The organism is Sulfitobacter sp. 1A10359 (assembly GCF_043558145.1).
Classification (GTDB): Bacteria; Pseudomonadota; Alphaproteobacteria; order Rhodobacterales; family Rhodobacteraceae; genus Sulfitobacter; species Sulfitobacter faviae.
In genome coordinates this window covers 485,052-510,502 of sequence record NZ_JBIFGB010000001.1, presented here as the reverse complement: position 1 = coordinate 510,502, position 25,451 = coordinate 485,052, and the positions used below count along the sequence as shown (strand labels likewise).

Genomic DNA, 25,451 nt, shown 5'->3' with positions numbered 1-25,451 from the left:
CGAACGGCCCCGGGGTGACCCGGTGGTCGTTTTTTTGTGTCTGCTCGGTTGGGGATAACCAACGAGAGGTAAAGCGATGACGATCATTACCCCGGAGCAAGAGACGGAAGACAGCGCGGAAATCCTGCGCGGTCTTCAAGAAGCTATCGGCGCGCTGCGTCGGGAAATCGAAGGTCTGACGGAACAGGCCCGGTCCGGGGGGGAACTCAAGGAAACTGCGGTGTCTGGCAAAACGTCTAAAGTGGCGGGATTGCTGGCGCATTGCCTGAAAGCGGAGAACACGCTGAATGACTGTCGAAACCGACAAGCTGGAATCGCGCGCGGGGGCTATGCCCTCGACATGGACAAAGCGCGGGCTGACATCGGGTGCAAGCTGGATCGCCTGCGCCGATGCTCAGACCCAAGCGCAGTTTCTGAATGAACTCGGTAAGGGAGAGCTTCTGGCTCTCCCTTTTTTGTTTGAGTTCTGGGCGCTGGACCACCAACTGCCGCCTGAGGGCGATTGGCGGACATGGGTGATCATGGGCGGGCGCGGCGCGGGCAAGACCCGGGCCGGGGCGGAATGGGTGCGTAGCAAGGTTGAGGGGAGTAGGCCGTTGGATGCTGGGGAGTGCAGCCGCGTGGCGCTGGTGGGGGAGACCATCGAGCAGGTGCGCGAGGTGATGATCTTTGGCGACAGCGGCATTCTGGCTTGTAGCCCGCCGGATCGGCGGCCCGATTGGGAGGCGACGCGCAAGCGGTTGGTCTGGCCGAATGGGGCGATTGCCACGGTGCATACGGCGCATGATCCCGAAGGGCTGCGCGGGCCGCAGTTTGACGCGGCTTGGGTGGATGAATTAGCGAAGTGGAAGCGCGGGCAGGAGGCTTGGGACCAGTTGCAGTTTGCGCTGCGCTTGGGGGAGCGCCCGCAGGTCTGCGTGACGACGACGCCGCGCAATGTGGATGTGTTGAAGGCGCTTTTGGCCGCGCCTTCGTTGGTGACGACCCATGCGCCGACGGAGGCGAATGCGGCCAATTTGGCGGGGTCGTTCCTGGAAGAGGTGCGGGCGCGCTACCGTGGCACGCGGCTGGGGCGGCAGGAGTTGGATGGCGTGCTCTTGGCGGACGCGGAGGGGGCGCTCTGGACCTCGGCCTTGTTGGAGGCGGGGCGGGTGCGAGAGGTGCCGGATCTGGACCGGATCGTGGTGGGTTTGGACCCGGCGACGACGAGTGGAGCGGGCTCGGATGAGTGCGGGATCGTGGTGGTGGGGGCGCAGACCAAGGGGCCGCCGCAGAATTGGCGGGCGGTGGTGCTGGCCGATTGCACGGTGCAGGGGGCCACGCCGATGGGCTGGGCACAGGCGGCGATTGCGGCGATGACGCGCTACGGGGCGGATCGGTTGGTGGCCGAGGTCAATCAGGGCGGGCAGTTGGTGGCCGAGGTCTTGCGACAGGTCGATCCGCTGGTCTCGCTCAAGACCGTGCATGCGGCGCGGGGCAAGGTTGCGCGGGCCGAGCCTGTGGCCGCGCTTTATGAGCAGGGGCGGGTGAGCCATTTGCCGGGGCTTGATGCGTTGGAGGATCAGATGTGTCTGATGACGGCGCGGGGGTACGAGGGCAAGGGCAGCCCGGACCGGGTCGATGCGCTGGTCTGGGCGCTGCATGAGCTGATGATCGAGCCTGCCGCGCAGTGGCGCAGCCCGGGGGTGCGGAGCCTGTGAGCGGGCTGTTGCGTGGGACAGCGCACGGTGGGTTTCTCCAGCGTTAAGGGATTTCAGGGAAAGTCTGACAACGCCGGGCAATGCGAGGCAGGTCTTCGCCGCCGGGGCCGGGCAGAATGAGGAGCGACGACATGGTATTCGATTTTCTACGGCGTGGCGCGGCAGGTGAGACAGCGGAGCGCAAAGCATCCGCCACGGGGCCGGTCGTCGCCTATCAGACCTCGGGCCGTGTCGCTTGGAGCCCGCGCGATTGCGTGAGCCTGACGCGCGCCGGGTTCTGCGGCAATCCGGTGGGGTTCCGCTCGGTCAAGCTGATTGCCGAGGCTGCGGCGGCACTGCCGCTGGTCGTGCAGGACAGCGTGCGGCGCTACGAGGAACACCCGCTGATCGAGCTGATGCGCCGCCCGAATGCGGGGCAAGGCCGGGCGGAGATGCTTGAGGCGCTGTATGGGCAGATGCTTTTGAGCGGCGATGGCTATGTCGAATCCGTGGGCGGTGAGAGCGGTTTGCCGGTAGAACTGCATGTGCTGCGCTCGGACCGGATGAGCGTGGTGCCGGGGGCGGATGGCTGGCCTGTCGCCTATGAATATGCGGTGGGCGGGCGTAAGCATCGTTTTGATGCGAGCGGTGCGGCGACGCCGGTTTGTCATATCCGCAACTTTCACCCCCAGGACGATCACTATGGGTTCAGCCCCATGCAGGCGGCGGCCATGGCGATGGATGTGCATAACGCGGCGAGCCGTTGGTCGAAGGCGCTGTTGGACAATGCCGCGCGGCCCTCTGGTGCGATCGTCTATCGCGGCGCCGAGGGGCAGGGCAAGCTGAGCGAGGATCAGTATGACCGGCTGGTGAGCGAGATGGAGAGCCACCACCAAGGCGCGCGCAATGCCGGGCGGCCGATGCTGCTGGAGGGCGGGCTCGACTGGAAGCCGATGGGCTTTTCGCCCTCGGATATGGAGTTTCAAAAGACCAAGGAGAGTGCGGCGCGGGAGATCGCGCTCGCCTTTGGGGTGCCGCCGATGCTGATCGGGGTGCAGGGCGATGCCACTTACGCAAATTATCAAGAGGCGCATCGGGCGTTCTATCGTCTGACAGTGCTGCCTTTGGCGACACGGGTGACGGCGGCGCTGGCGGAGTGGCTGAGCGGGTATTTGGGGGCGGCGGTGAGTTTAAAGCCGGACCTCGACCAAGTGCCTGCATTGGCGGCGGAGCGTGATGCGCAATGGGCGCGGGTGTCTGCGGCGGCGTTTCTGAGCGATGCGGAGAAGCGCAGCCTGTTGGGGCTTCCGGCGGAGGCCGATGATGCCTGAGCTGCGTGAGATCGAGCGCTTCGAATGCGCGCCGGGGTTGCGGCTTCAGGCGCATGAGACGCTCAGCGCGGTGCATCGCGAGAACATGCAAAAGCGGCTCGACCGGATCGAGCAGATGATGGAGCGGTTGGAACGGCGGCTGTGGCTGACGGTCTACGGCGTGGTGGCGGTGATCTTGGCGCAGGCGGTGCAATCCTTTCTGGCGGTGGCGCCGTAGCGGGCTGAACGAGGGAAAATACGATGACTTATCAATTGGATGCCTCCGGCGGCTGGCCGGAGAACGGGGAAGCTGTGCCTGCGGGCGGCGGGTTGGAGCATAAATTTGCCCGCTTCGGCAGCGTGACGCCGGTCGAGGAAGGGCTGGAGATCAGCGGCTATGCCAGCCTCTTTGGCGCGGTCGATCAGGGCGGCGATGTGGTTGAGGCGGGGGCCTATGCGGCGAGCCTTGCGGCGGTCGCGAAGGCGGGACGCAGCGTCAAGATGCTGTGGCAGCACGATCCGGCCCAGCCCATCGGCGTTTGGGACGAGGTGCGCGAGGATGGCCGGGGTCTTTGGGTCAAGGGGCGCATCCTTAGCACTGTGGCCAAGGGCCGGGAGGCGGCGGCGCTGATTGAGGCGGGGGCCATCGACGGGCTCAGCATCGGCTACCGCACCGTGAAGGCGGGCAAGACCACCAAAGGGCAGCGGCTGCTGTCGGAACTGGAGCTTTGGGAGGTGTCTTTGGTGACCTTTCCGATGCTGCCATCGGCGCGGGTCGGGGCGAAGGGGGAGTTCAGGGCCGTGGGCCATGTCTTGCGTGAGATGGCGGCGGCCTTTGATGCCGCGCGAAACGAGATGGCGCGGGGCTGAGCCTGAGTTTGACTGAGCAGATCGAAGGAAAAGCGATGACCAAGAGTGAGATGAGCACAAAGGCGGGCACAGACCTGTCCCCGGCGGAGGAAGTGCGGCAGGCCGTGAGCGGTTTTGTCAGTGACTTCAACGGCTTTCGGGCCGATATCAATACGAAACTTCAACAATCAGAAGAGCGAATTGCCATGATGGACCGCAAGATGACCCTGCCTGCCCGCAGCCCCTTGGGAGGCGCGATCGATCACGATGCGCCGCATAAGAAAGCCTTTGACGCCTATCTGCGCAACGGCGATGACGACGGGCTGCGCGGGCTGGAACTGGACGGCAAATCGATGTCGACGGCGGTCAATTCGGATGGCGGCTATCTGGTGGACCCGCAGACGGCAGACCGGGTGCAATCTGTGCTGAACGCAGGGGCGTCGATCCGCGCGATTGCCTCGGTGGTGCAGGTGGAGGCCACCTCTTATGACGTACTGGTCGATCACGCCGATGTGGGCGCTGGTTGGGCGACCGAAAGCGGCGCGCAGGCCGAGACGGACACGCCCCAGATCGACCGGATCACCGTGCCGCTGCATGAGCTGAGCGCGCTGCCTAAGGCGAGCCAACGTCTGTTGGATGACAGCGCCTTTGATATCGAAGGTTGGCTGGCGGGGCGTATCGCCGACAAATTTGCACGGGCCGAGGCGGCGGCCTTCGTCAGCGGTGACGGCATCGACAAGCCTACCGGTTTTCTGAGCCACCCTGCGGTGGACAACGACATCTGGACCTGGGGCAATCTGGGCTATGTCCCCAGCGGCACCAACGCCAACCCCGAAGCCGACGCGATCATCGAGTTGGTCTATGCCCTTGGCGCGGCTTACCGCAAGAATGCGGTCTTCGTGATGAATTCCAAGACCACGGCCAAGGTGCGCAAGTTGAAAGACACCGATGGGCGGTTCCTGTGGTCCGACGGGTTGGCGGCAGGCGAGCCTGCGCGGCTCATGGGCTATCCGGTGCTGGTGGCCGAGGACATGCCCAATCCGGCGACCGATGCGATGGCCATCGCCTTTGGCGACTTTTCGGCAGGCTACACCGTGGCTGAGCGCCCCGATCTGCGGATCCTGCGCGACCCGTTCAGCGCCAAGCCGCATGTGCTGTTCTATGCCACCAAACGTGTCGGCGGCGACGTGAGCGATTTCGCGGCGATCAAGCTGATGAAATTCGGCCTGGCGTAAGCCGGTGCCGAAGCCGGGGCCGGGGCAACTTGGCCCCGGTCCGGACGTGCGCCTGCGAGGTTGCGTTGTCTAGCTGCTCCCCTCCGACCGAGCAATGCAACCGGTGCGCGTCCGGGAATAACCGCATGGCCCCAAGGGGCGCGGGAGCGATTTTTGGAGACGTTCGATGATGTTGATCGAAGAGACAAATGTGCCGGATGCGGTCTTGCCGGTTGAGGCCTTCAGAATGCATCTGCGCCTTGGCACCGGCTTTGCGCAGGACGGCCTTCAAGATCCGGTGTTGCGCAGTTTCCTGCGCGCGGCGATGGCGGCGGTGGAGGCCCGGACGGGCAAGGTGTTGATCATTCGGCGCTTTGCCCTGTCGCTGACCTTTTGGCGCGATGCGGCGGCGCAGGTCTTGCCCGTGGCGCCGGTGCAAGAGATCGCGCGGCTGGCGCTGGTGGCGCGGGATGGGGTGGAGACGGCGGTGGACCCCGAGCGCTATTGGCTGGAGCGCGATGCGCAAGCGCCGCGTCTTCGGGCCAGCACCGCCGCCCTGCCGCGCATCCCAAGCGCCGGGGCCGCGCTGATTAGTTTTGACGCGGGCATGGCCGCTGATTGGGGCGGGTTGCCAGATGACTTGGCCCAAGCGGTGATGCTGCTGGCGGCGCATTACTATGAATACCGCGACGACACGGCGCTCGGCGAAGGGTGCATGCCCTTTGGCGTCAGCAGCCTGATCGAACGCTACCGCCGAGTGCGCCTCGGCTTTGGGGGGACGGCATGAGCCGCCCGCAGTTGAACCGGCCCCTTGTATTGGAAGCGCCGCAGCGGGTGAGCGATGGCGCGGGGGGGCATCGCGAGGTCTGGCAGCCTTTGGGCACCCTCTGGGCCGAGGTGCGCGCGCGGACGGGGCGGGAGACTGCGCAGGGCGGGGTGGCCGTCAGCCGGATGGGGGTCAAGATCACAGTGCGTGCGGCGCCGGAAGGTGCCCCGCAGCGACCAACCCCCGAGCAGCGGTTTCGCGAGGGCACGCGGGTCTTCGTGATCCGGGCCGTGGCCGAGAGCGATGCGGGCGGGCGCTATCTGACCTGCTTTGCCGATGAGGAGGTGGCGGTATGACCTATGCGCTTTCAGGGGCATTGCAGGCGGCGGTTTATGACCTGTTGCAGAGCGATCCGGGCCTCACCGTGCTGATTGGTGACGCGGTCTTTGACGCCGTGCCGGGGGGGAGCCTGCCAGAGACCTATGTGCTCTTGGGCCAAGAGGTGGCGAAGGACCTGTCGGACCCGCAGGGCGCGGGGGCGGAGCATCGCCTGACCCTGTCGGTGGTCACCAGCGCGCCGGGGTTCAGCACGGCGAAGGGCTGCGCGGCGGTGATCTCAGACCTGCTGCATCGGGCGGAGCCGGCGCTCAGCCGGGGGCGCGTGGTGGATATGGCCTTTCTCAAAGCGACGGCGCGGCGGATCGACGGGGCCTCTGCCCGGCGGATCGACCTGCAATTCCGCGCCCGGGTCGCGGACGCATAAGACTTTAGATTTCAGATTGGTGCGAGGAGACAGTGATGGCAGTTCAAGCGGGCAAGGACCTTTTGGTCAAAGTGGATATGACCAGCGACGGACAATTCGAGACGATCGCCGGGCTCAGGGCCAAACGGGTGAGTTTCAACGCCGAAACGGTGGATGTGACCTCGCTCGATTCAAGCGGCGGTTGGCGGGAGTTGCTGGCGGGGGCCGGTGTCCGCTCGGCCGCGATCAGCGGGTCGGGGGTGTTTCGCGATGCGGGCACGGATGAACGGGCGCGGCAGTTGTTTTTCAACGGGCTGACGCCGGACTTTCAGGTGATCATTCCGGATTTCGGCGTGGTGCAGGGGCCGTTTCAGGTCTCCGCTTTGGAATACGCGGGGTCGCTGAATGGGGAGGCCACCTTTGAGCTTAGCCTGCAATCGGCGGGGGAGCTGATCTTTACCCCCGATGTGGTGGTGTGAGCATGACGAACCCATGGCGCGGCGAGGTGAGCCTCGTGATTGATGGCGAACGTCATGAGGCGCGGCTGACCCTCGGGGCATTGGCGGAGTTGGAGGCGGCGTTGCAGGCCGACAGCCTCGTGGCTCTGGTCGAGCGGTTTGAAAACAATCGTTTTTCCAGCCGCGATGTCGTGGCCCTGTTGCTGGCTGGGCTGCGCGGGGGCGGGGCGGAGATGGATGCCGCCACGCTTGAGCACGCGCAGATCGAGGGTGGGCCGATGACGGCGGCACGGGCGGCGGCGGAATTGTTGGCGCGGGCCTTTACGGTGCAGGCGTGAGCGCGGCAAGCGGCCTTGACTGGCCCGCGTTGCTGCGGGCGGGGCTGTCGCGATTGGGGCTGCCGCCGGATCAATTCTGGGCGCTGACGCCGGCGGAGTTGCAGTTGATGCTGGGGCCGAAGTCTGGCCCCACGCCGCTGCTGAGCGACGGTCTCGCCGCGCTGATGGCGGCCTATCCAGATGAGACGAAAGGGGCCGGTGATGGCTGACTTTGACGATTTCGAGAACCTTGAGAGCCGGGCCGAGGGGCTGAATGAGACGCTGGCGCAGACCAGCGATTTGGTGGCCGGGTTCGACGGTGAGCTGCGGCGAATGCGCGGCGCGCTCGCCGCGGCGGGCAAAGACGTGGCGACCCTTGAGAAAGGGCTCAGCCGTGGATTGAGGCGGGCCTTTGATGGGGTGGTCTTTGACGGGGCCAAACTCTCGGACGCGCTAAGCGACTTGGCGCAGTCGATGATCCGCACGACTTACAATGCCGCGATGCGCCCGGTGACGGACCATTTCGGCGGGCTGATCAGCGAGGGCGTGGGCAGCATTGTGGAGGGGATATTGCCCTTCGCCGATGGCCCGCCTTTCTCGCAAGGTAAGGTCATGCCCTTCGCGCAGGGTGGGGTGGTCACCTCGGCGACCGCCTTTCCCATGCGCGGCGGCACGGGGCTGATGGGTGAAGTCGGGCCGGAGGCGATCATGCCCTTGGCGCGGGGGGCGGATGGCAAGCTGGGCGTGCGCGGCAACGGCGGCGGCGCGACGACCATCGTGATGAACATCACTACCCCCGATGTACAGGGGTTTCAGCGCAGCCAAAGCCAGATCGCCGCACAGTTGAGCCGTGCCCTCAGCACCGGCAACCGCAACCGATAGGCCGCGCGGCGGATAAAGGAGCAGATCATGCAGTTTCACGAGGTCAGATTTCCCCCGTCGCTGAGCTTTGGCTCGGTCGGGGGGCCGCAACGGCAGACAGATGTGGTCACCTTGGCCAACGGTCATGAGGAGCGTAACACGCCCTGGGCCCATTCGCGGCGGGTCTATGATGCCGGGCTGGGGATGCGCTCGATCGACGATCTACAGGTGCTGATTGCCTTTTTCGAGGCACGCATGGGACAGATGCACGGGTTTCGCTGGAAGGATTGGGCCGATTATAAGTCGGGCAAAATGGCGCTTCCGGTGGCTTTCGACGACCAGAGCATCGGCTATGGGGATGGGGTTCAGGCGGCTTTTCAACTGACCAAGACCTACCGCTCGGGGGCGCAGTTCTATCGCCGTCCGATCACCAAACCGGTGGCCGGGACCGTGCGCGTGGGGCTGGAGCAGGATGAGCTGCGCGAGGGTGTCGAATATGAGGTCGACGCAGAGAGCGGGATCATCACCTTTGCCCATCCGCCCGACCCTGAGATCGAGGTTTTTGCGGGCTTCGAGTTCGACGTGCCGGTGCGCTTTGACACTGACCGCATTCTGGTCTCGGTCGAGAGTTTTCAGGCCGGACAGGTGCCCGACGTGCCGGTGGTCGAGGTGCGGGTCTGATGGCGGGGCTGGACAGGGGCTTTGCAGCCCATATCGCGCAGGGGGTGACGACGCTCTGCCATTGCTGGCAGGTGACGCGCGCGGATGGGGTGGTATTTGCCTTTACCGACCACGACATGCCGCTGATGTTCGACGGGGTCACTTTTCGCGCCGATACCGGGCTGAGCGCGCGGGCGCTGGCCCAGACCAGCGGGTTGTCGGTCGATAACACGGAAGCGCTTGGCGCGCTCAGCGATGATGCGATCCGCGAGGATGAAATCGAACAGGGGCGCTTTGACGGCGCCGAGGTGCAGGCGTGGCTGGTGAACTGGGCGGAGCCCGCGCAGCGGCGGCTGCAATTTCGCGGCTCAATCGGTGAGTTGCACCGCGCGGGGGGCAGCTTTCGCGCCGAGTTGCGCGGGCTGACGGAACCGCTCAACCGGCCCATGGGGCGGGTCTATCAAAAGCCCTGTTCGGCGGTGTTGGGAGATGGCAAGTGCCGGTTCGATCTCACCGCGCCCGGCTATGCTGAGACGCGTGTGGTCGAGGCGATTGCGGAGGCGCAGTATTTCCGTTGGACCGCGTTCCCGGGCTACGAGGAAGGTTGGTTTGCCCGGGGGCGGCTCGATGTGCTGGAGGGGCCAGCGGCGGGGCTCTGGGGCATGGTCAAACGTGACTACCCTGAGGACGGGCAGCGCGTGATCGAGCTTTGGCAGTCGATCCGCGGGGCGGTGGCGGCGGGCACCCGTGTCCGGCTTACCGCAGGTTGCGACAAGCGGATGGAGACCTGTCGGCTGAAGTTCAACAACCTGCTGAACTATCGCGGCTTTCCCGATTTGCCGGGGGAGGATTGGATGATGGCGGTGCCCCGGTCGGACGGTGCGAACGGCGGCGGGTCACGCCGATGAGTGCTACGGGAGAGCGTTTGGTGCAGGCCGCGCGCGGATGGATCGGCACGCCCTATGTGCATCAGGCTGCGACTAAGGGGGCGGGCTGCGATTGTCTGGGGCTGATCCGGGGGCTTTGGCGGGAGTTGCTGGGCGCGGAGCCTGAGGCGGTGCCGGCCTATTCGATGGATTGGTCCGAGCCGCAGGGGGAGGAGCGGCTCTGGGCGGCGGGGCTGCGTCATATGGCGATGAAAGACAGCGGTGATGCGGCCCCCGGTGACGTGCTGCTTTTCCGAATGCGGCAGGGTGCGGTGGCAAAGCACCTCGGGCTGCAGGCGCGCGTCGGGGCCAGCGCCAGTTTCATCCACGCCTATGCGCGGCATGGAGTGGTGGAAAGCCCGCTCAGCCCGCCATGGGAACGGCGCATCGTAGCGCGTTTTGTATTTCCTGAGGAGGTCTCCTGATGGCGACGATTGTTCTTTCGGCAGCGGGGGCGGCAGTTGGCGGCTCTATCGGAGGCACGCTGGCGGGGCTGTCTTCGGTCGCGGTGGGCCGCGCGGTGGGGGCGAGCCTTGGGCGATTGCTGGATCAACGTTTGCTGGGCCAAGGCGGGGAGGCGGTCGAGACCGGTAAGGTGGATCGCTTTCGCCTGACAGGCTCGGGCGAGGGGGCCGCGATCCCGCAGCTTTACGGGCGGATGCGACTGGCGGGGCATGTAATCTGGGCCTCGCAGTTCCAAGAAGTCACCGAGGTCAGCGGCGGCGGCAAGGGCGGCGCGCCGACGCCAAAGACCACCGAGTACAGCTATACCGTCAGCCTTGCCATCGCGCTTTGCGAAGGGGAGATCACCAGCCTCGGGCGTATCTGGGCGGATGGGGAGGAGATTGCCCCGGACGATCTGAACATGCGCGTTTACCGGGGCGCGGCGGACCAGCAGCCCGACCCGACCATCGCCGCGATCGAGGGCGCGGACCGGGTGCCCGCCTATCGCGGCACGGCCTATGTGGTGCTGGAAGACCTTTCGCTTGCGCAATTTGGGAACCGGGTGCCGCAGTTCTCTTTCGAGGCGCTGCGCCCCGAGCAGCCGCAAGCGCCGGGGTGGGAGCATGCGCCCGCCTATGGTGTTCAGGGGGTCGCCCTGATCCCCGGCACGGGAGAATACGCGCTGGCGACGACCCCGGTCCATTACACCGATGGCCCCGGCAGCCGGTGGAGCGCCAATGTGAACTCGCCCGCCGCCAAGACCGATTTTGCGGTTTCCTTGGAAAGCCTGACCGAGGAATTGCCACGGTTGGAAGCGGCCTCTCTCGTCGTGTCGTGGTTTGGCGGCGATTTGCGCTGCGGCGACTGTCGCCTGCGGCCCAAGGTCGAAGACCCGGATATCGATGGGGAGAATATGCCTTGGCGGGTGTCTGGCGTGACGCGTGGCACGGCGGAGGTGATCACCCAGCAAGAGGCGCGCCCGATCTACGGCGGCACGCCAGCCGATGCTGCGGTGATTGAGGCCATTCACGCGCTGAAGGCAGCGGGCAAGGCGGTGATGTTCTACCCGTTCATTTTGATGGATCAGATCGAAGGCAACGGGCTGCCGGACCCCTATAGCGATTCCGAGGACCAGCCCCGCTTGCCGTGGCGCGGGCGGATCACGCTTTCGGTGTCCCCGGGGCGGCCGGGCAGCCCGGACGGTACGGCGGCGGCAGAAGCCGAGGTGGCGGCGTTTTTCGGAACCGTCACGGCTGCGGATTTCGCGGTGGGCGAAGGCTCGGTCATCTACAACGGCCCCGAGGAATGGACCCTGTCGCGCTTCATCTTGCACTATGCCGCGCTTTGCGCAGCGGCAGGCGGGGTCGAGGCGTTCTGCATCTCCTCCGAAATGCGGGGGCTGACGCAGATACGCGCAGCGGGCAACAGCTTTCCCGCGGTGGCCGGGCTGCGGGCCATGGCCGGAGAGGTGCGCGCCTTGTTGGGGCCGGAGGTCAAGATCAGCTATGCCGCTGATTGCTCTGAGTATTTCGGCTATCACCCGCAGGATGGCAGCGGCGATGTCTTCTTTCACCTTGATCCGCTATGGGCCGACCCGCAGATTGATTTCATCGGGATCGACAACTACATGCCGCTGTCCGATTGGCGCGATGAGGAGGGGCATCTGGACGGCGAGGACTGGCCCGCGATCTATGATGTTGGCTATTTGAAATCCAACATTGAGGGCGGCGAGGGCTATGACTGGTACTACCATTCGCCCGACGCCCGCGACGCGCAGATCCGCACGCCGATCAGCGATGGCGCGCATGATGAGCCGTGGGTGTACCGCTACAAAGACCTGCGCCAATGGTGGGAGAGCCCGCACCACCCCCGTATCGGCGGGCAGCGGCAGGCGGCTCCAACGGAATGGCAGCCGATGTCGAAACCGATCTGGTTCACGGAATACGGCTGCGCGGCCATCGACAAAGGGGCGAACCAGCCCAACAAGTTCCTCGATCTGAAAAGCTCGGAAAGCGCCTTGCCGCATTATTCCACCGGCGCACGGGACGATCTGATGCAGATGCAATATCTGCGCGCGATCTCGGACTACTGGCGCGATCCGGCGCATAATCCGATCTCGGAGGAATATGGCGCGCCGATGCTTGATATGACGCGCGCTTTTGTCTGGGCATGGGACACGCGGCCTTTTCCCTTCTTCCCCAATAATGTCGATCTCTGGAGCGATGGAGAGAATTACAGCCGGGGCCACTGGCTGAACGGGCGCGCCTCGGCGCGGTCGCTGGCCTCGGTCGTGGGCGAGATTTGCCGCCGCGCGGGTGTGGTGCATTTCGATACCTCCGCGCTGTTCGGCTATGTGCGCGGCTATACGGTTGCCGAGGTTGGCGAGGCGCGGGCCGCGCTGCAACCGCTGATGCTGCGGTATGGTTTTGACGCGATCGAACGCGATGGGGTCTTGCAGTTTCGGATGCGTGACGGGGCAGATGCGTTGCCCCTCGACCCCGATCACTTGGCGGTTCACCCCGACCTGAGCGGGTTGACCGAGCAGTTGCGTGAGGCGGAGGCCGAAGTCTCGGGCCGTGTGCGGCTGCGGTTCATTCAGGCCGATGGGGATTTCGACGCGATTGCCGAAGAGGCGGTTCTGGCGGATGAGGCGACCCATGCGGTCACCGGGACCGAGTTGAACATGGCCTTGACCCGGGGCGAGGGGCGGCAGGTGGCCGAACGCTGGCTGACCGAAGCGCGTGTCGCGCGTGAGACGCTGCGGCTGGCATTGCCGCCGTCGCGGATGGCTGTCGGGGCGGGGGATGTGATCGAACTGCCGGGCGATGGGGCGGAGGGGCCGGGGCGCTACCGCATCGACCGGGTGGAACAGGCCGGTTCCCTGCTGATCGACGCCGTTCGGATTGAGCCCGAAGTCTATGATCCCGCACCGCTTGATGAAGAGCTTGCAGCGCTGCGCCCCTTCGTCCCGCCGCTGCCGGTTCTGCCGCAGTTCATGGACCTGCCGCTTTTGCGTGGGGATGAGGTGCCCCATGCGCCGCATCTGGCGGTGACGGCGACCCCTTGGCCGGGGTCCGTCGCGGTCTACCGCTCTGCCGTGGATTCGGACTATGCGCTGAACGCCATCGTGGCGAACCGGTCGATCATGGGCGTTACCCAAACGCCGCTGCACGCAGCACGGTCGGGATTGATCGACGCGGGGCCGGTGCTGGAGGTCAAATTAACCAGTGGCAGCCTTCAGTCTGTTAGCAGAGAGGCGCTTTTAAATGGGGCGAACCTTGCCGCCATTGGGGATGGGAGCGCGGATCGTTGGGAGTTGTTCCAGTTTGAGGAAGCGCAGCTTGTCGCCCCCATGACCTATTGGCTGACCGGTCGTTTGCGCGGGCAGGCGGGCAGCGATGGGTTGATGCCCGAGGTTTGGCCCGCCGGGTCGCGCTTTGTGCTGATGAACGGGACGCCACAGCAGCTGGAGCTGAGCCCGCATCTGCGCCGCGTGGCGCAGCATTACCGCATCGGGCCTGCGCGGCGACCGGTGGATGACTCCTCTTACCTGCATCAGGTTCATGCCTTTGACGGGAATGGTCTGCGGCCCTACAGCCCCTGTCATCTGCGGGCCGAGGCTGGGGCCAGTGGCGATATCACCCTTAGCTGGATTCGCCGAACGCGGATCGACGGCGACGCTTGGGAGGGGCCGGAGGTGCCGCTTGGCGAGGAAAGTGAACGCTATCTCTTACGCGTTTACGAAGGCAACGAGCAGCGGCGGGAGGTGCTGCTCGATACGCCGCGGTGGACCTACAGCACCGCGGCACGGGCGGCCGATGGCGTCAGCGGGGCGTTTGACGTGAGGGTGGCGCAGATCTCGGCCACATATGGCGCGGGGCCGGCCACAGTTTTGACCATCCCCGGATAGACCCGCGGGTTATCACGATTTTGAGCATGTGCGGATTTACAAATGGTCCTACGCTATTGCATGAGCTACCCTTACGGCAGAGTGAAGGAGCCCGTGCCATGGCGCAGACACGCAGAAATATCTCGAAAGTGGACCCGGTTTGGGACCAGATTCAGCAAGAGGCCGAGGATGCGGTGCGTGATGAGCCGTTGATCGGCGGCTTTGTGCATGCCTGTATCCTGCACCATAAATCGATCGAGAATGCGCTTTCCTACCGCATCGCGGCCAAGCTTTCGTCGAACGAGATGTCGATGATGGTCGTGCGCGAGATGGTCGAAGAAGCCTATGCCGAAGACCCCGATCTCGTCGCCGCGGCGCGTGCCGATCTCGTGGCCATCTATGACCGCGACCCGGCCTGCCACCGACTGTTGCAGCCGATTCTGTATTTCAAAGGCTATCAGGCGGTGCAGGCCTACCGCGTGGGCCATTACCTCTATGCCAAGGGCAAGCGCGATCTGGCCTATTTCATCCAGATGCGGGTGAGCGAGATTTTTGGCGTGGATATCCATCCGGCGGCCAAGATGGGCAAGGGCATCATGATCGACCACGCGCATTCCATCGTCATCGGTGAGACGGCGGTGGTGGGCGACAACGTCTCGATGCTGCATTCGGTGACCCTTGGCGGCACCGGCAAAGAGGAAGAGGACCGTCACCCCAAGATCGGCAATGGCGTGTTGATTGGCGCAGGCGCGAAGGTTCTGGGCAATATCTCTATCGGCCATTGCAGCCGCATCGCGGCGGGGTCGGTGGTGCTGGAGCCTGTGCCCGCCTGCAAGACCGTTGCCGGGATACCGGCGCGGATCGTTGGGGAGGCGGGCTGTGATCAGCCGTCGATGTCGATGAACCATCTTTTCGGGCCAGACGCCGAATAACGGCAGATGCCAGTATCGCAATAAAAAAGCCGGGGCATGCCCCGGCTTTCTTCGTTTGGGTGGTGCCGCCCTTAGGCCAGCATGATCATCGGATTTTCAAGGTTCTCGACAATCGCATTCAACAGTTGGGCCCCGAGCGCCCCGTCGATCACGCGGTGATCGACCGAGAGGGTCACGGACATTACCGTTGCCGCCGTGATCTCACCGTCCTTGCCGATGATGGGCTTTTTGACACCAGCCCCCACGGCGAGAATTGCGCCATGCGGCGGGTTGATGACCGCGTCGAAGTTGTCGATCCCGAACATGCCGAGGTTGGAGATGGCGAAGCTGCCGCCCTGATACTCATGCGGAGCGAGCTTGCGGTCGCGAGCGCGGGTGGCGAGGTCTTTCATCTGCGCCGAGAGGGTCGAGAGCGACTTGGTGTCGGCGTCCTGTAGGACCGGTGTGAAGAGCCCGCCTTCGATGGCCACGGCCACGGCCACATCCGAAGGCTTGAGCTTCAGGATGCGATCCCCGGCCCAGACTGCATTGGCATCCGGCACCGATTGCAGCGCCAGCGCGCAGGCTTTGATAATGAAATCGTTAACCGAGAGCTTCACGCCGCGGGCTTCGAGCTGCTTGTTCAGGTCGCTGCGGAAGGACAGCAGCGCGTCGATTTGAATGTCGCGGCGCAGGTAGAAATGCGGGACCGTCTGCTTGGCCTCGGTGAGCCGCGCGGCGATGGTCTTGCGCATGCCGTCGAGCTTGACCTCTTCGACCTCGCGGTCCTTGTACATCTTGCGCACGGCGTCTGAGGAGGGGCCAGCGGGGGCAGGCTGTGTCACCGGCGCGGCGTCCTTGGCGGCGGCGGGGCTGTCGGTGTTGGCAGCCGTCGGCTGGGCGCTTTCCACATCGGCTTTGACGATCCGACCACGCGGGCCGCTGCCTTCGATTTGGGTGAGGTCCAGCCCCTTGTCCGCAGCGATCCGGCGGGCGAGGGGGGAGGCGAAGATGCGCCCGCCCTTGCCGTCCTTGGGCGCGGCGGGGGCTTTGGCGTCGCTGTTGGTCGGCGCGTCATTCGCGTGCGTCGCACCGCGGCCATAGCCCGCTTCGGGCGTCTCGGCCTCGGCTGCTTTGGGCGCTTCCTCGGCCTGAGGTTTCTCTTCTTTGGCCGGGGCGGCGCTGTCGATGGCGTCGGCGCTTTCACCTTCTTCCAGCAGCACGGCGATGGGCGTGTTTACCTTCACGCCGTCGCTGCCTTCTTCGATCAGGATTTTGCCGATGGTGCCTTCGTCGACGGCTTCGAACTCCATCGTGGCCTTGTCGGTTTCGATCTCGGCGAGGATGTCGCCCGAGGCGACCTCGTCCCCTTCCTTGACCAGCCACTTGGCGAGCGTGCCTTCCTCCATCGTGGGCGAAAGGGCGGGCATGAGAATTTCTGTGGGCATGATCCGCTCCTTACCGGTAGGTGACTTTGCGCACGGCCTCAATCACCTCGTCGGTGGTGACCAGCGCGTGTTTTTCGAGGTTGGCGGCATAGGGCATGGGCACGTCCTTGCCGGTGCAGGTGATGACCGGGGCGTCGAGGTAGTCAAACGCCTCCTGCATGATCACGCCGCTGATGTAGCCACCCACCGAGCCCTGCGGCCAGCCTTCTTCGACCGTTACGCAGCGGTTGGTTTTCATCACGGATTTAAGCACCGTTTCGGTGTCCATCGGGCGCAGGGTGCGCAGGTCGATGACCTCGGCCTCGATACCGTCCTCGGCCAGTTTCTCCGCCGCTTCCAGCGCATAGGTCATGCCAATGCCGAAGCTGACGATGGTGACATCCGCGCCTTCGCGCCAGATGCGGGCCTTGCCGAAGGGGACGGTATAGTCCTCAATGTCCGGCACGTCGAAGCTGCGGCCGTAGAGGATCTCGTTCTCAAGGAAGATCACCGGGTTCGGGTCACGGATCGCGGACTTCATCAAGCCTTTGTAGTCGCTTGCCGAATAGGGCATCGCGACCTTGAGGCCGGGGATCTGCATGAACCATGCGGCGTAGTCCTGGCTGTGCTGGGCGCCGACGCGGGCAGCCGCACCGTTGGGGCCGCGGAAGACCATGGGCGCGCCCATCTGGCCGCCGGACATGTAGAGTGTTTTGGCCGCGGAGTTGATGATCTGGTCCATCGCCTGCATGGCGAAGTTGAAGGTCATGAATTCGACGATCGGGCGCAGACCGCCGAAGGCCGCGCCGACGCCGATGCCGGCAAAGCCATGTTCGGTGATCGGCGTGTCGATCACGCGCTTGGCGCCGAATTCGTCCAGCAGACCTTGGGAGATCTTATAGGCGCCTTGGTACTCGGCGACTTCCTCGCCCATGAGGAAGACGTTCTCGTCGCGGCGCATTTCCTCGGCCATGGCGTCGCGTAGCGCCTCGCGCACGGTCTGCTGCTTCATCTCGGTGCCCTCGGGCCAGTCGGGGCTGGTGTCGGGCTCGGGCTGCTTCTTGCCCTCGGCAGGCGCTTCGCGGTCATCGTCCAAGGATTTAACCTGCGCGGGCTTAGCCTCTTCGCCCTTATCCTCGGCGGGGGCGGATTTCGCGGTGTCGATGTCGTCAGCGCTTTCGCCTTCTTCGAGCAGCACGGCGATGGGGCTGTTCACCTTCACGCCTTCGGTGCCTTCCTCGACGAGGATCTTGCCGATGGTGCCTTCGTCCACGGCCTCGAATTCCATCGTGGCCTTGTCGGTCTCGATCTCGGCGAGGATGTCACCGGAGGAGACTTCGTCGCCTTCCTTGACCAGCCATTTCGCCAGCGTGCCTTCTTCCATGGTAGGGCTGAGGGCGGGCATGAGAATTTCGGTTGCCATTGCTTCAGGCCTCCTGCGGAACTTCGGTTGCGTAGATGTCGGTCCAGAGCTCGTCGAGGTCGGGCTCCGGGCTTTCCTTGGCGAAATCGGCGCTTTCGTTCACGATCTGCTTGATCTCCTTGTCGATGGCCTTGAGATCTTCCTCGCTCGCGTGGTTGCCCTCCAAGAGCAGGCTGCGCACGGCCTCGATCGGGTCGCGTTCGTCGCGCATCTTCTGCACTTCCTCGCGGGTGCGGTATTTCGCGGGGTCAGACATGGAGTGGCCGCGGTAGCGGTAGGTCTTGATCTCCAGAATATAGGGGCCGTCCTTGCGGGCGTGTTCCACGGCCTTCTGACCGGCTTCCTTCACCGCCAGCACGTCCATGCCATCGACCGCCTCACCGGGGATGCCGAAGGCGCGGCCACGTTCCCAGATTTCCGCCGAGGAGGTCGAGCGCTGCTGCGAGGTGCCCATGGCGTATTGGTTGTTCTCGATGACAAAGATCACCGGCAGTTTCCACAGAGCGGCCATATTGAAGGTCTCATAGACCTGGCCCTGGTTCGCCGCACCATCGCCGAAATAGGTGAAGGTGACGCGCCCATTGCCCTTGTATTGATCGGCAAAGGCAAGGCCCGCGCCAAGCGGCACCTGTGCCGCCACAATGCCGTGACCGCCATAGAAATGCTTCTCTTTCGAGAACATGTGCATCGAGCCGCCCTTGCCTTTGGAATAACCGCCCTCGCGGCCCGTAAGCTCTGCCATGACGCCGTTAGGGTCCATGCCGCAGGCCAGCATATGGCCGTGGTCGCGGTAGGAGGTGATGCGCTTGTCGCCTTCCTCGGCAGCGGCCTCAAGGCCGACAACGACCGCTTCTTGTCCGATATAGAGGTGACAGAACCCCCCGATCAGCCCCATGCCGTAAAGTTGTCCGGCTTTCTCTTCAAACCGCCGGATCAGCAGCATGTCGCGGTAGTAGCTGGTCAGCTCCTCCGCCGAGACATTGGGTTTCTTGCTCGATTTCCTCGCGGCCATGGACGTCTCCTCCGTCGGCTTTGGTCAGGTGCCAAAAGTAGTTTAGCGTTAAACTATTCCCTAACGCATTCCAGAATGGATTGCGAGAGACTTTGTGACGTGATGCGCGCACCACGGCTGACAAGGCGAAGGAGGCCAGAGATTTGGTGTGATTGCAAGGCCGCAGGCGCGGGATAGGGGACAGTAGGGCGATTGGCCGAGAAAGGTCAGCGAATGACGATCTCATCGGTGCGGACCATGCCCAGCACCTTGCGCGCGCGTTCGTCCAAAAGATCAAGGTCGAGATAGTCGTCCGACAGGCGGCGGGTCAGGTTCTCCATCCGGGCCACCTCGGCGCGGACCTCGGCCAGACGGTCGCTCAGCTTTTGGTTCTCGGCCACGATCTCGGTCCGGCGGAACAGGCCGAAATCCCCCTGCACGGCGGCGAAGGTGAAATACAGGCTCAGCGCGAAAGCGATTGCGAAGAACAGCAATGTGCCGAAAGCCGGACGGGTGTTGCGTGTCATGGTTCTGCCTCTGCGTCTCTTGGCGGACGTGACACCAGTATGCCACAGGCGATTCGTCATGGGAATCCCACAATTGCGGGAAACCCGTTGTTTTTAGCGGTAAATCGCGTTTTTGCGCGACTTAGCCGCCCAAAGCGGCGACGCCGGGCAGGGTCTTGCCCTCCATCCATTCAAGGAAGGCGCCCCCGGCGGTGGAGATATAGGTGAAATCATCCGCCACGCCCGCTTGGTTCAGCGCCGCGACCGTGTCACCGCCCCCGGCGACGGAGATCAGCGTGCCGTCGCGGGTCTTGGCGGCTGCGGCTTGGGCCGCGGCGACGGTGGCGGTGTCGAAGGGCGGGATTTCAAAGGCTCCCATGGGGCCGTTCCAGATCAGGGTGCGCAGCTCGGCAAAGGCCGTCTCAACCAATGCGACAGTCTCGGGGCCGGCGTCGAGCACCATCTGATCTGTCGCGAGTTTTGCATCAGGCCCAAGCGGGGCGACCTCATGGGCCGCACCCTTGGCGAACTCCCGCGAGACCAGACCGTCGACCGGCAGGATGACCCGGCAACCCGCCTTTTCGGCCTGCGCCATGATGTCCTTGGCCGTGTCGTAATAGTCCGGCTCTTCCAACGATTTGCCCAGATCGGCCCCGAGTGCGGCGAGGAAGGTGTTCGCCATGCCGCCGCCGATGACCAAAACGTCGAGCCGGTTCACGAGGTTTTCCAAAAGCGCGATCTTGGTCGAGACTTTGGCCCCGCCCACGACAGCGCCCACCGGGCGTTCGGGCTTGGCAAGTGCCGCCTCCAGCGCCGAGAGCTCCGCCTGCATCAAGCGCCCCGCGCAGGCAGGCAGCAGCCGCGCCAGCGCCTCGGTCGAGGCATGGGCGCGGTGCGCGGCAGAGAAGGCATCATTGCAATAGATATCGCCGAGCGCGGCCAGTTGGCGGGCGAAATCTTCGTCATTGGCCTCCTCACCGGGGTAGAAGCGGATGTTTTCCATGAGTTGCAGATCGGCCTGCGCGTCGCCTGCGGCGTCCAGCGATGGCAGGAATGCCACGTCGCGGCCAAGTGCCTTTTCCAACGCGGGGAGGACTTGGCGCAGACTCATTTCCTCGACGACCTTGCCCTTGGGGCGTCCGAAATGCGCCAGCAGCGTCACCTTGCCGCCGCGCGACAGGATGTCGTTCACCGTGGGGACGATCCGCTCGATCCGCGTGGCATCGGTGACGCGGCCCTCTTCGACCGGCACGTTGATGTCGACACGCAAGAGCACGCGCTTGCCGTCCAGTTCCATATCGTCCAGTGATTTCCAGCCCATCGGTCTTCTCCCAATCCAATCTCTTGCGCTGTGTTTTGCTGTTATCTGGCCTCAGGTCAATGCGCGGCTTGGCAATCGCGGCCAAGCTCCTTAGGTATCTGGCAAAGACAAATCAAAGGATTGCCCCATGGCCGAGATCAAAGACCCCGAGAACACCATCCTGATGGAACTGAAAGGCGGCACCGTCACCATCGAACTGATGCCCGACCTTGCGCCCAAACATGTGGAGCGGATGAAGGAACTGGCCCGCGCCGGGAAATACGACAATGTCGCCTTCCACCGCGTGATCGAAGGGTTTATGGCCCAGACCGGCGACGTGGCCAACGGCAACATGGAAGATAACTTCAACCTGCGCGCAGCGGGCACCGGCGGCTCCGACCTGCCGAACTTGCCGGCGGAATTCTCCAAGGTTCCCCATGCGCGTGGCACCATCGGTGCGGCCCGTTCGGCCAACCCCGACAGCGCCAACAGCCAGTTCTTCATCAACTTCAAGGACAATGACTTCCTCAACGGTCAATACACCGTTTACGGGCAGGTCATTTCCGGCATGGAGCATGTCGATGCGATCACCCGGGGCGAGCCGCCTGCGAACCCTGACCGCATGATCTCCGTCAAGGTGGCCGCAGATGCGTAAGATCGCCACCTCCAGCGCAGTTCTCGCGCTTCTCGGCTCGGCGGCCATGGCCACCGGGCTCGAGATTGAGGTCGCGGGCGAGGCCAATGGCATCGTTAAGATCGACCTGCTCGAAGATGTGGCGCCCAACCATGTGGCGCAGATCACCGAACTGGCCGAGGAAGGCGCCTATGACGGGGTGGTCTTTCACCGCGTGATCGACGGCTTCATGGCCCAGACCGGCGACGTGCAGTTCGGCCGCGCCGATGGCGACACCGCACGCGCCGGCATGGGCGGGTCCGAGAAGCCCGACCTCAAGGCCGAATTCTCGGACATCGCCTATGAGAAAGGCGTCGTCGGCATGGCCCGTAGCCAGAGCCCCGACAGTGCCAACAGCCAGTTCTTCATCATGTTTGACGAAGCACCCTTCCTCAACGGTCAGTACACCGTTGTCGGCAAGGTTACCGAAGGGCAGGACGTGGTCGATGCCATCAAGCGCGGCACCGGCCCGAACGGCGCCGTCGTGGGCACGCCGGACGTGATGAAAACGGTCACGGTGACCGAGTAACGTCCAGACGAGCATCGTGTGGGGTGGGCTTGCTCTCCCCACGCATCGGCCAGCTCAGGCCGTGATGAAATGAGCGTTATCGCCAGTGGTCTGCCATCAGCGCAGCGCGGCGCATATTCCGAGCTATTGATATTGGCGAAGCGGGCAGGGCGCAGCATAGACCGGCCCCCAAAAGCAAACAGGCGCCGCATTATCTGCGACGCCTGCGAATGTTCAGCCTGCCGAAGCTTAGGACGCCGGGTTCGGCTTCTGCGCGGGTGCGGATTTCGCGCCGGGGTTCAGCGGGTCATCCTGACGCTGCACGGAACCTTCGAAATGCGCACCAGATTCGATCGCGATGGTCTTGTGGATGATGTCGCCCTCGACCCGCGCGGTCGATGTCAGACGCACCTTGAGGCCGCGCACGCGGCCCACGATACGGCCATTGATCACCACGTCATCGGCAACCACTTCGCCCTTGATCGTCGCCGTCTCACCGATGGTCAGCAGATGGGCGCGAATGTCGCCCTCGACTGTGCCTTCAACCTGAACGTCGCCCGTCGTTTTCATGTTGCCGGTCACATGCAGATCCGAAGACAGAACGGATGCGGGCGGCTTTGCCTTGGGCGCGCTGGCCTTGAATTCGCTCTGCTTAGAGGGCGCGGGGGCCGAGGATGCACCGGAGGGTGCCGGTTTGGACACATCTGCATCCTGAGGGGCGGGATCGTTGATTTTGCTTTTAGAAAACATCGTTTGCAGCCTTGATATAGATCATGGGATTGACAGCTTTGCCACCTACGCGGACTTCATAGTGCAGATGAACTCCGGTGACCCGTCCTGAGGCACCCATATCACCGATATGTTGCCCGCGCGAGACTCTTTGACCAACTTTCACGCGCAGCTTGGACATGTGGGCATAACGGGTCTCAATGCCGAACTCATGCTGGATCTTGACCAGACGGCCATAGCCCGAGGACCAGCCTGCGTGAATCACCACGCCATCGGCGGTTGCATAAAGCGGCGTGCCCATCCCGGCGGCAAAGTCGACGCCCTTGTGCATCCGGCGGCCGCCGGTCTTGGGATCGCGGCGATAGCCGAACTGGCTGGTGAAGCGGAAAGCGTTTTTGACCGGGTTTGCGAAAGGCGCCTTTTCGGCGGCGATCCGGTAAAGGTTCAGCCGGTCCATCTGGCTCAGCAGACGGTTGGCGCGCAGTGTGTCGGGGCTCAGCTCTTCGCCGCGGGTGGTGAAGGACAGCGGCGTCATCGGCCCGCCTTGGCCCGAATAGCCCCGGCGCACGGTGGCGAGGATACGGTCGGTCGGCATGCCCGCGCTGCGGAACATCTTGTCAAGCGGGGCGACGGAAACGCTCATCGCTTCTTCAAGCTGGCGGAAGATCGCGTCGTTCTGATCGCGCATCAGGGCGATTTCTTGGGCCATCTCATCGGCTTGCAACAGCGCATCCTGCGCGTCGACCACGACCTTGTCGCGCTCCGCCGCGGTCCGGGCAAGGGCTTGGGCAAGGAAATCGACCGGCGCCTGATCGGCATCGGCGCGCAGGCTGCCCGCTTCGCCATTCTCAAGGCTGCCTTCCAGTTCGGCCAGTTTCAGCCGGGCCTTCTGGCGGTCTTTCATCGTGTCGCGCAGGGTGGATTGGATCACCTCGATCCCGGTCTCCAACTCACGGCGGCGGGTCTCGGAGGCCAGCAGTTCGGACTGCATGACGGAAATCTGCGTCAGCGCGGCGTTGAAGCGATCTTGCGCGGCAAGCGCCTCTTCGGCGCGCAGATCGCGCTGTGCGGAAAGCTCGTTCAGCCGGGCCTGATAGGTGCGCTGGTCGCGTTTGGCCTGTTCGCGAAAATTGCCGGAGCCAATGCTGTCCATCAAGATGATGGCGGTGGCAATGATGGCCCAAGAGACCAGAAAGGCCGATCCCGCCAGCCCGAGGATCTGGGTGCCGGGCCGCAGGCGGATGAAACGTGTGTCGCTGTCGGATTTCAAAAAGACGCGGCGTTCGGGAAAGTAATGCTCAAGCAGAGCATGCGTCTTGATGGCAATCCGTGTGCGCACGTTTTCGTCCTTTGTCCCGTCCCGTCGGTGCGGGGGCCTCGGCCCCTTCGCGCCCAACGTCAATAGCCAGTGCCCGCGAATGGGGCAACCCTATTGACCCGCGCCTGCGCGGCATTCCCCCATTCGTCCAAAAAAGCGCTTTTTCATTGGCAAAAAACCGCCGATACCAAGCACTTGCTGTTTTCAGACCGGATCAGCTTGGCCCGCCATCCGCCGTCAGAGGCCAGTAGAAATCGGGCGGGATTCCCGCCTCGGCGCGCTTTTCCTCGTTGAAGGGCGGCTTGAGATCGCCGTGGAAATACTTGCGCACGAGGGCATGAAAACGGTCCTTTGGGTCGTCGTCATGGCGGCCACAGAGGAAGTGAAACCACTTGCTGCCATAGGCCACATGGGCGACCTCTTCGGCATAGATCGTCTCAAGCGCGGCCACGGCGCTGTCGGCCTTCGCTTTGCGGAAAATCTCGATCATCCCGGGGGTCACATCAAGGCCGCGGGCCTCCAGCACCATCGGCACCACGGCGAGGCGGCCCATCAGATCGTCCACCGTGTCTTCGGCGGCGCGCCACATGCCGGCATGGGCGGGCATGGCACCGTAATGGCTGCCCATTTCCTCAAGACAATCGCACATCAGGTTGAAATGTTTGGATTCGTCATCCGCTGCTTTGACCCAATCGTCATAAAAGCCCAAGGGCAGCGGCACATGAGAGAAACGCGCGATCACATCCCAATGCAGATCGACCGCGTTCAACTCGATATGCGCCACGGCATGGAGCAGCGCCGCGCGGCCTTCGGGCGTGCCGGGACGGCGGCGCGGGACGTCGCGGGGCGAGAGCAACTCGGGCTTTGCGGGCCGGGCAGGGTGCAGCGGCGGGTCGGCGCGGCCCACCTCAGGGCGTTCACCGGCCTCCCGGGCCGAGAGCCACTGGGCCGCATATTTCCGCGACAGCGCGGTCTTCTCGCGCCCATCCGCCGTGCGCAGCACCGCCTCGGCCATTTCCGCCAGCGGCATCATGCGCCGCGCACCGCGTCGAGCACGGCATCCACATGGCCGGGCACCTTCACCTTGCGCCAGACCTGCGCAATCTGCCCTTCGGCGTCGATCAGATAGGTCGCGCGTTCGATACCCATGGATTTCTTGCCGTACATGTTCTTTTCGACCCAAACCTCATAGGCTTCGGTCACCGCGCCATCGGTGTCTGACAAAAGCGGCACCGTCAGCGCGTGTTTGGCGGCGAATTTGTCGTGTTTGTCCATACTGTCGCGCGAAATGCCAAAGACCTGCACGCCTGCCTCGGCGAAGTCAGGCAAACGCTCGGAAAAGCCGATCGATTCCTTGGTACAGCCGGGCGTGTCGTCGCGCGGGTAGAAGAACAGAACAACCGGCGCGCCGCGCAAGGCAGAGAGCGTGATCTCGCCACCGCCGGTCACGGGAAGGGTGAAATCCGGGGCCGGTTGGCCGGGCTGGGGTCCGATCTGCGACATGGGGCGGTTCCTTTGGCTTGTGAAGGGTCGTTCAGGGCTGTCATACT

At 64.2% G+C, this 25,451-nt stretch carries 29 protein-coding genes; 20 read left to right on the top strand and 9 right to left on the bottom strand.

Annotation, left to right across the window (positions count from 1 at the left end):
- The first annotated feature begins 76 nt into the window (after positions 1–76).
- The 18 genes from ACGYK2_RS02530 to cysE all read left to right on the top strand — a co-directional run bounded on the left by ACGYK2_RS02530 (position 77) and on the right by cysE (position 15,047).
- Positions 77–421: a hypothetical protein gene (locus ACGYK2_RS02530; RefSeq protein WP_271689882.1), complete on the top strand. Its 345-nt coding sequence runs from the start codon at positions 77–79 to the stop codon at positions 419–421.
- Positions 422–473: 52 nt separating this feature from the next.
- Entirely contained in the window at positions 474–1,700 is a 1,227-nt protein-coding gene (locus ACGYK2_RS02525; protein WP_394374209.1) for a DNA-packaging protein, read from the top strand.
- A gap of 131 nt (positions 1,701–1,831) precedes the next feature.
- Complete coding sequence (locus ACGYK2_RS02520) at positions 1,832–3,010, top strand: phage portal protein (protein ID WP_271689883.1); 1,179 nt, start codon at positions 1,832–1,834, stop codon at positions 3,008–3,010.
- Positions 3,000–3,227: a hypothetical protein gene (locus ACGYK2_RS02515; RefSeq protein WP_394374191.1), complete on the top strand. Its 228-nt coding sequence runs from the start codon at positions 3,000–3,002 to the stop codon at positions 3,225–3,227. The genes ACGYK2_RS02520 and ACGYK2_RS02515 overlap by 11 nt, the downstream gene beginning before the upstream one ends.
- 23 nt (positions 3,228–3,250) lie before the next feature.
- The gene (locus tag ACGYK2_RS02510) at positions 3,251–3,859 is read left to right on the top strand and encodes an HK97 family phage prohead protease (protein WP_271689884.1); all 609 of its coding nucleotides are present in this window, start codon (positions 3,251–3,253) and stop codon (positions 3,857–3,859) included.
- A gap of 35 nt (positions 3,860–3,894) precedes the next feature.
- On the top strand, positions 3,895–5,073 hold the full coding sequence (locus ACGYK2_RS02505; protein WP_271689885.1) for a phage major capsid protein: 1,179 nt from the start codon (positions 3,895–3,897) through the stop codon (positions 5,071–5,073).
- A gap of 166 nt (positions 5,074–5,239) precedes the next feature.
- Positions 5,240–5,839 carry a head-tail connector protein gene (locus ACGYK2_RS02500; RefSeq protein ID WP_168612783.1) on the top strand — a complete coding sequence of 200 codons (600 nt, stop codon included), beginning with the start codon at positions 5,240–5,242 and terminating at the stop codon, positions 5,837–5,839.
- A complete protein-coding gene (locus ACGYK2_RS02495) occupies positions 5,836–6,174 on the top strand; it encodes a head-tail adaptor protein (protein ID WP_271689886.1) in 339 nt (112 codons plus the stop codon). Before ACGYK2_RS02500 ends, ACGYK2_RS02495 begins: the two co-directional genes overlap by 4 nt.
- Positions 6,171–6,581 (top strand): DUF3168 domain-containing protein, encoded by a 411-nt coding sequence (locus tag ACGYK2_RS02490; RefSeq protein ID WP_271689887.1) that lies wholly within the window; start codon positions 6,171–6,173, stop codon positions 6,579–6,581. The genes ACGYK2_RS02495 and ACGYK2_RS02490 overlap by 4 nt, the downstream gene beginning before the upstream one ends.
- 35 nt (positions 6,582–6,616) lie before the next feature.
- Positions 6,617–7,039, top strand: a complete 423-nt coding sequence (locus ACGYK2_RS02485) for a phage major tail protein, TP901-1 family (protein WP_067263135.1) — start codon at positions 6,617–6,619, stop codon at positions 7,037–7,039.
- A gap of 2 nt (positions 7,040–7,041) precedes the next feature.
- Complete coding sequence (locus ACGYK2_RS02480; RefSeq protein WP_271689888.1) at positions 7,042–7,356, top strand: gene transfer agent family protein; 315 nt, start codon at positions 7,042–7,044, stop codon at positions 7,354–7,356.
- Positions 7,353–7,565, top strand: coding sequence for a rcc01693 family protein (locus ACGYK2_RS02475; RefSeq protein ID WP_394374190.1), 213 nt, complete (start codon positions 7,353–7,355; stop codon positions 7,563–7,565). Before ACGYK2_RS02480 ends, ACGYK2_RS02475 begins: the two co-directional genes overlap by 4 nt.
- Positions 7,558–8,217: a phage tail tape measure protein gene (locus ACGYK2_RS02470; RefSeq protein ID WP_271689889.1), complete on the top strand. Its 660-nt coding sequence runs from the start codon at positions 7,558–7,560 to the stop codon at positions 8,215–8,217. The genes ACGYK2_RS02475 and ACGYK2_RS02470 overlap by 8 nt, the downstream gene beginning before the upstream one ends.
- Before the next feature lie 27 nt (positions 8,218–8,244).
- The gene (locus ACGYK2_RS02465; RefSeq protein WP_271689892.1) at positions 8,245–8,877 is read left to right on the top strand and encodes a DUF2460 domain-containing protein; all 633 of its coding nucleotides are present in this window, start codon (positions 8,245–8,247) and stop codon (positions 8,875–8,877) included.
- Positions 8,877–9,764, top strand: coding sequence for a DUF2163 domain-containing protein (locus ACGYK2_RS02460; RefSeq protein ID WP_271689893.1), 888 nt, complete (start codon positions 8,877–8,879; stop codon positions 9,762–9,764). Before ACGYK2_RS02465 ends, ACGYK2_RS02460 begins: the two co-directional genes overlap by 1 nt.
- Entirely contained in the window at positions 9,761–10,207 is a 447-nt protein-coding gene (locus ACGYK2_RS02455; RefSeq protein WP_271689894.1) for an NlpC/P60 family protein, read from the top strand. The genes ACGYK2_RS02460 and ACGYK2_RS02455 overlap by 4 nt, the downstream gene beginning before the upstream one ends.
- The gene (locus ACGYK2_RS02450; RefSeq protein WP_394374189.1) at positions 10,207–14,136 is read left to right on the top strand and encodes a glycoside hydrolase/phage tail family protein; all 3,930 of its coding nucleotides are present in this window, start codon (positions 10,207–10,209) and stop codon (positions 14,134–14,136) included. The genes ACGYK2_RS02455 and ACGYK2_RS02450 overlap by 1 nt, the downstream gene beginning before the upstream one ends.
- Before the next feature lie 98 nt (positions 14,137–14,234).
- A complete protein-coding gene (cysE, locus tag ACGYK2_RS02445; RefSeq protein ID WP_209217607.1) occupies positions 14,235–15,047 on the top strand; it encodes a serine O-acetyltransferase in 813 nt (270 codons plus the stop codon).
- A gap of 71 nt (positions 15,048–15,118) precedes the next feature.
- On the opposite strand, the gene ACGYK2_RS02440 is transcribed toward cysE, so the two are convergent.
- The 5 genes from ACGYK2_RS02440 to ACGYK2_RS02420 form a co-directional block, all read right to left on the bottom strand.
- Positions 15,119–16,474 carry a pyruvate dehydrogenase complex dihydrolipoamide acetyltransferase gene (locus ACGYK2_RS02440; protein ID WP_271689896.1) on the bottom strand — a complete coding sequence of 452 codons (1,356 nt, stop codon included), beginning with the start codon at positions 16,472–16,474 and terminating at the stop codon, positions 15,119–15,121.
- 10 nt (positions 16,475–16,484) lie between these two features.
- The gene (locus ACGYK2_RS02435) at positions 16,485–17,876 is read right to left on the bottom strand and encodes a pyruvate dehydrogenase complex E1 component subunit beta (RefSeq protein WP_271689897.1); all 1,392 of its coding nucleotides are present in this window, start codon (positions 17,874–17,876) and stop codon (positions 16,485–16,487) included.
- Between the two features lie 4 nt (positions 17,877–17,880).
- Positions 17,881–18,888, bottom strand: a complete 1,008-nt coding sequence (pdhA, locus tag ACGYK2_RS02430; protein WP_271689898.1) for a pyruvate dehydrogenase (acetyl-transferring) E1 component subunit alpha — start codon at positions 18,886–18,888, stop codon at positions 17,881–17,883.
- A gap of 206 nt (positions 18,889–19,094) precedes the next feature.
- Positions 19,095–19,394, bottom strand: a complete 300-nt coding sequence (locus ACGYK2_RS02425; protein WP_067265383.1) for a septum formation initiator family protein — start codon at positions 19,392–19,394, stop codon at positions 19,095–19,097.
- 121 nt (positions 19,395–19,515) lie between these two features.
- Positions 19,516–20,694, bottom strand: a complete 1,179-nt coding sequence (locus ACGYK2_RS02420) for a phosphoglycerate kinase (RefSeq protein ID WP_271689900.1) — start codon at positions 20,692–20,694, stop codon at positions 19,516–19,518.
- A gap of 127 nt (positions 20,695–20,821) precedes the next feature.
- Here ACGYK2_RS02420 and ACGYK2_RS02415 point away from each other — a divergent pair, with 127 nt between their 5' ends.
- Together ACGYK2_RS02415 and ACGYK2_RS02410 are read left to right on the top strand one after the other, a co-directional pair.
- A complete protein-coding gene (locus tag ACGYK2_RS02415) occupies positions 20,822–21,328 on the top strand; it encodes a peptidylprolyl isomerase (protein WP_174858656.1) in 507 nt (168 codons plus the stop codon).
- Positions 21,321–21,875 (top strand): peptidylprolyl isomerase, encoded by a 555-nt coding sequence (locus ACGYK2_RS02410; protein ID WP_271689901.1) that lies wholly within the window; start codon positions 21,321–21,323, stop codon positions 21,873–21,875. The genes ACGYK2_RS02415 and ACGYK2_RS02410 overlap by 8 nt, the downstream gene beginning before the upstream one ends.
- 228 nt (positions 21,876–22,103) lie before the next feature.
- On the opposite strand, the gene ACGYK2_RS02405 is transcribed toward ACGYK2_RS02410, so the two are convergent.
- The 4 genes from ACGYK2_RS02405 to ACGYK2_RS02390 all read right to left on the bottom strand — a co-directional run bounded on the left by ACGYK2_RS02405 (position 22,104) and on the right by ACGYK2_RS02390 (position 25,404).
- The gene (locus tag ACGYK2_RS02405) at positions 22,104–22,604 is read right to left on the bottom strand and encodes a polymer-forming cytoskeletal protein (protein ID WP_209217613.1); all 501 of its coding nucleotides are present in this window, start codon (positions 22,602–22,604) and stop codon (positions 22,104–22,106) included.
- Positions 22,594–23,922 carry a M23 family metallopeptidase gene (locus ACGYK2_RS02400; protein WP_271689903.1) on the bottom strand — a complete coding sequence of 443 codons (1,329 nt, stop codon included), beginning with the start codon at positions 23,920–23,922 and terminating at the stop codon, positions 22,594–22,596. The genes ACGYK2_RS02405 and ACGYK2_RS02400 overlap by 11 nt, the downstream gene beginning before the upstream one ends.
- A gap of 193 nt (positions 23,923–24,115) precedes the next feature.
- Positions 24,116–24,934, bottom strand: a complete 819-nt coding sequence (locus tag ACGYK2_RS02395) for a ferritin-like domain-containing protein (RefSeq protein WP_271689904.1) — start codon at positions 24,932–24,934, stop codon at positions 24,116–24,118.
- Complete coding sequence (locus ACGYK2_RS02390) at positions 24,931–25,404, bottom strand: peroxiredoxin (RefSeq protein WP_271689905.1); 474 nt, start codon at positions 25,402–25,404, stop codon at positions 24,931–24,933. Before ACGYK2_RS02390 ends, ACGYK2_RS02395 begins: the two co-directional genes overlap by 4 nt.
- Positions 25,405–25,451 lie beyond the last annotated feature (47 nt).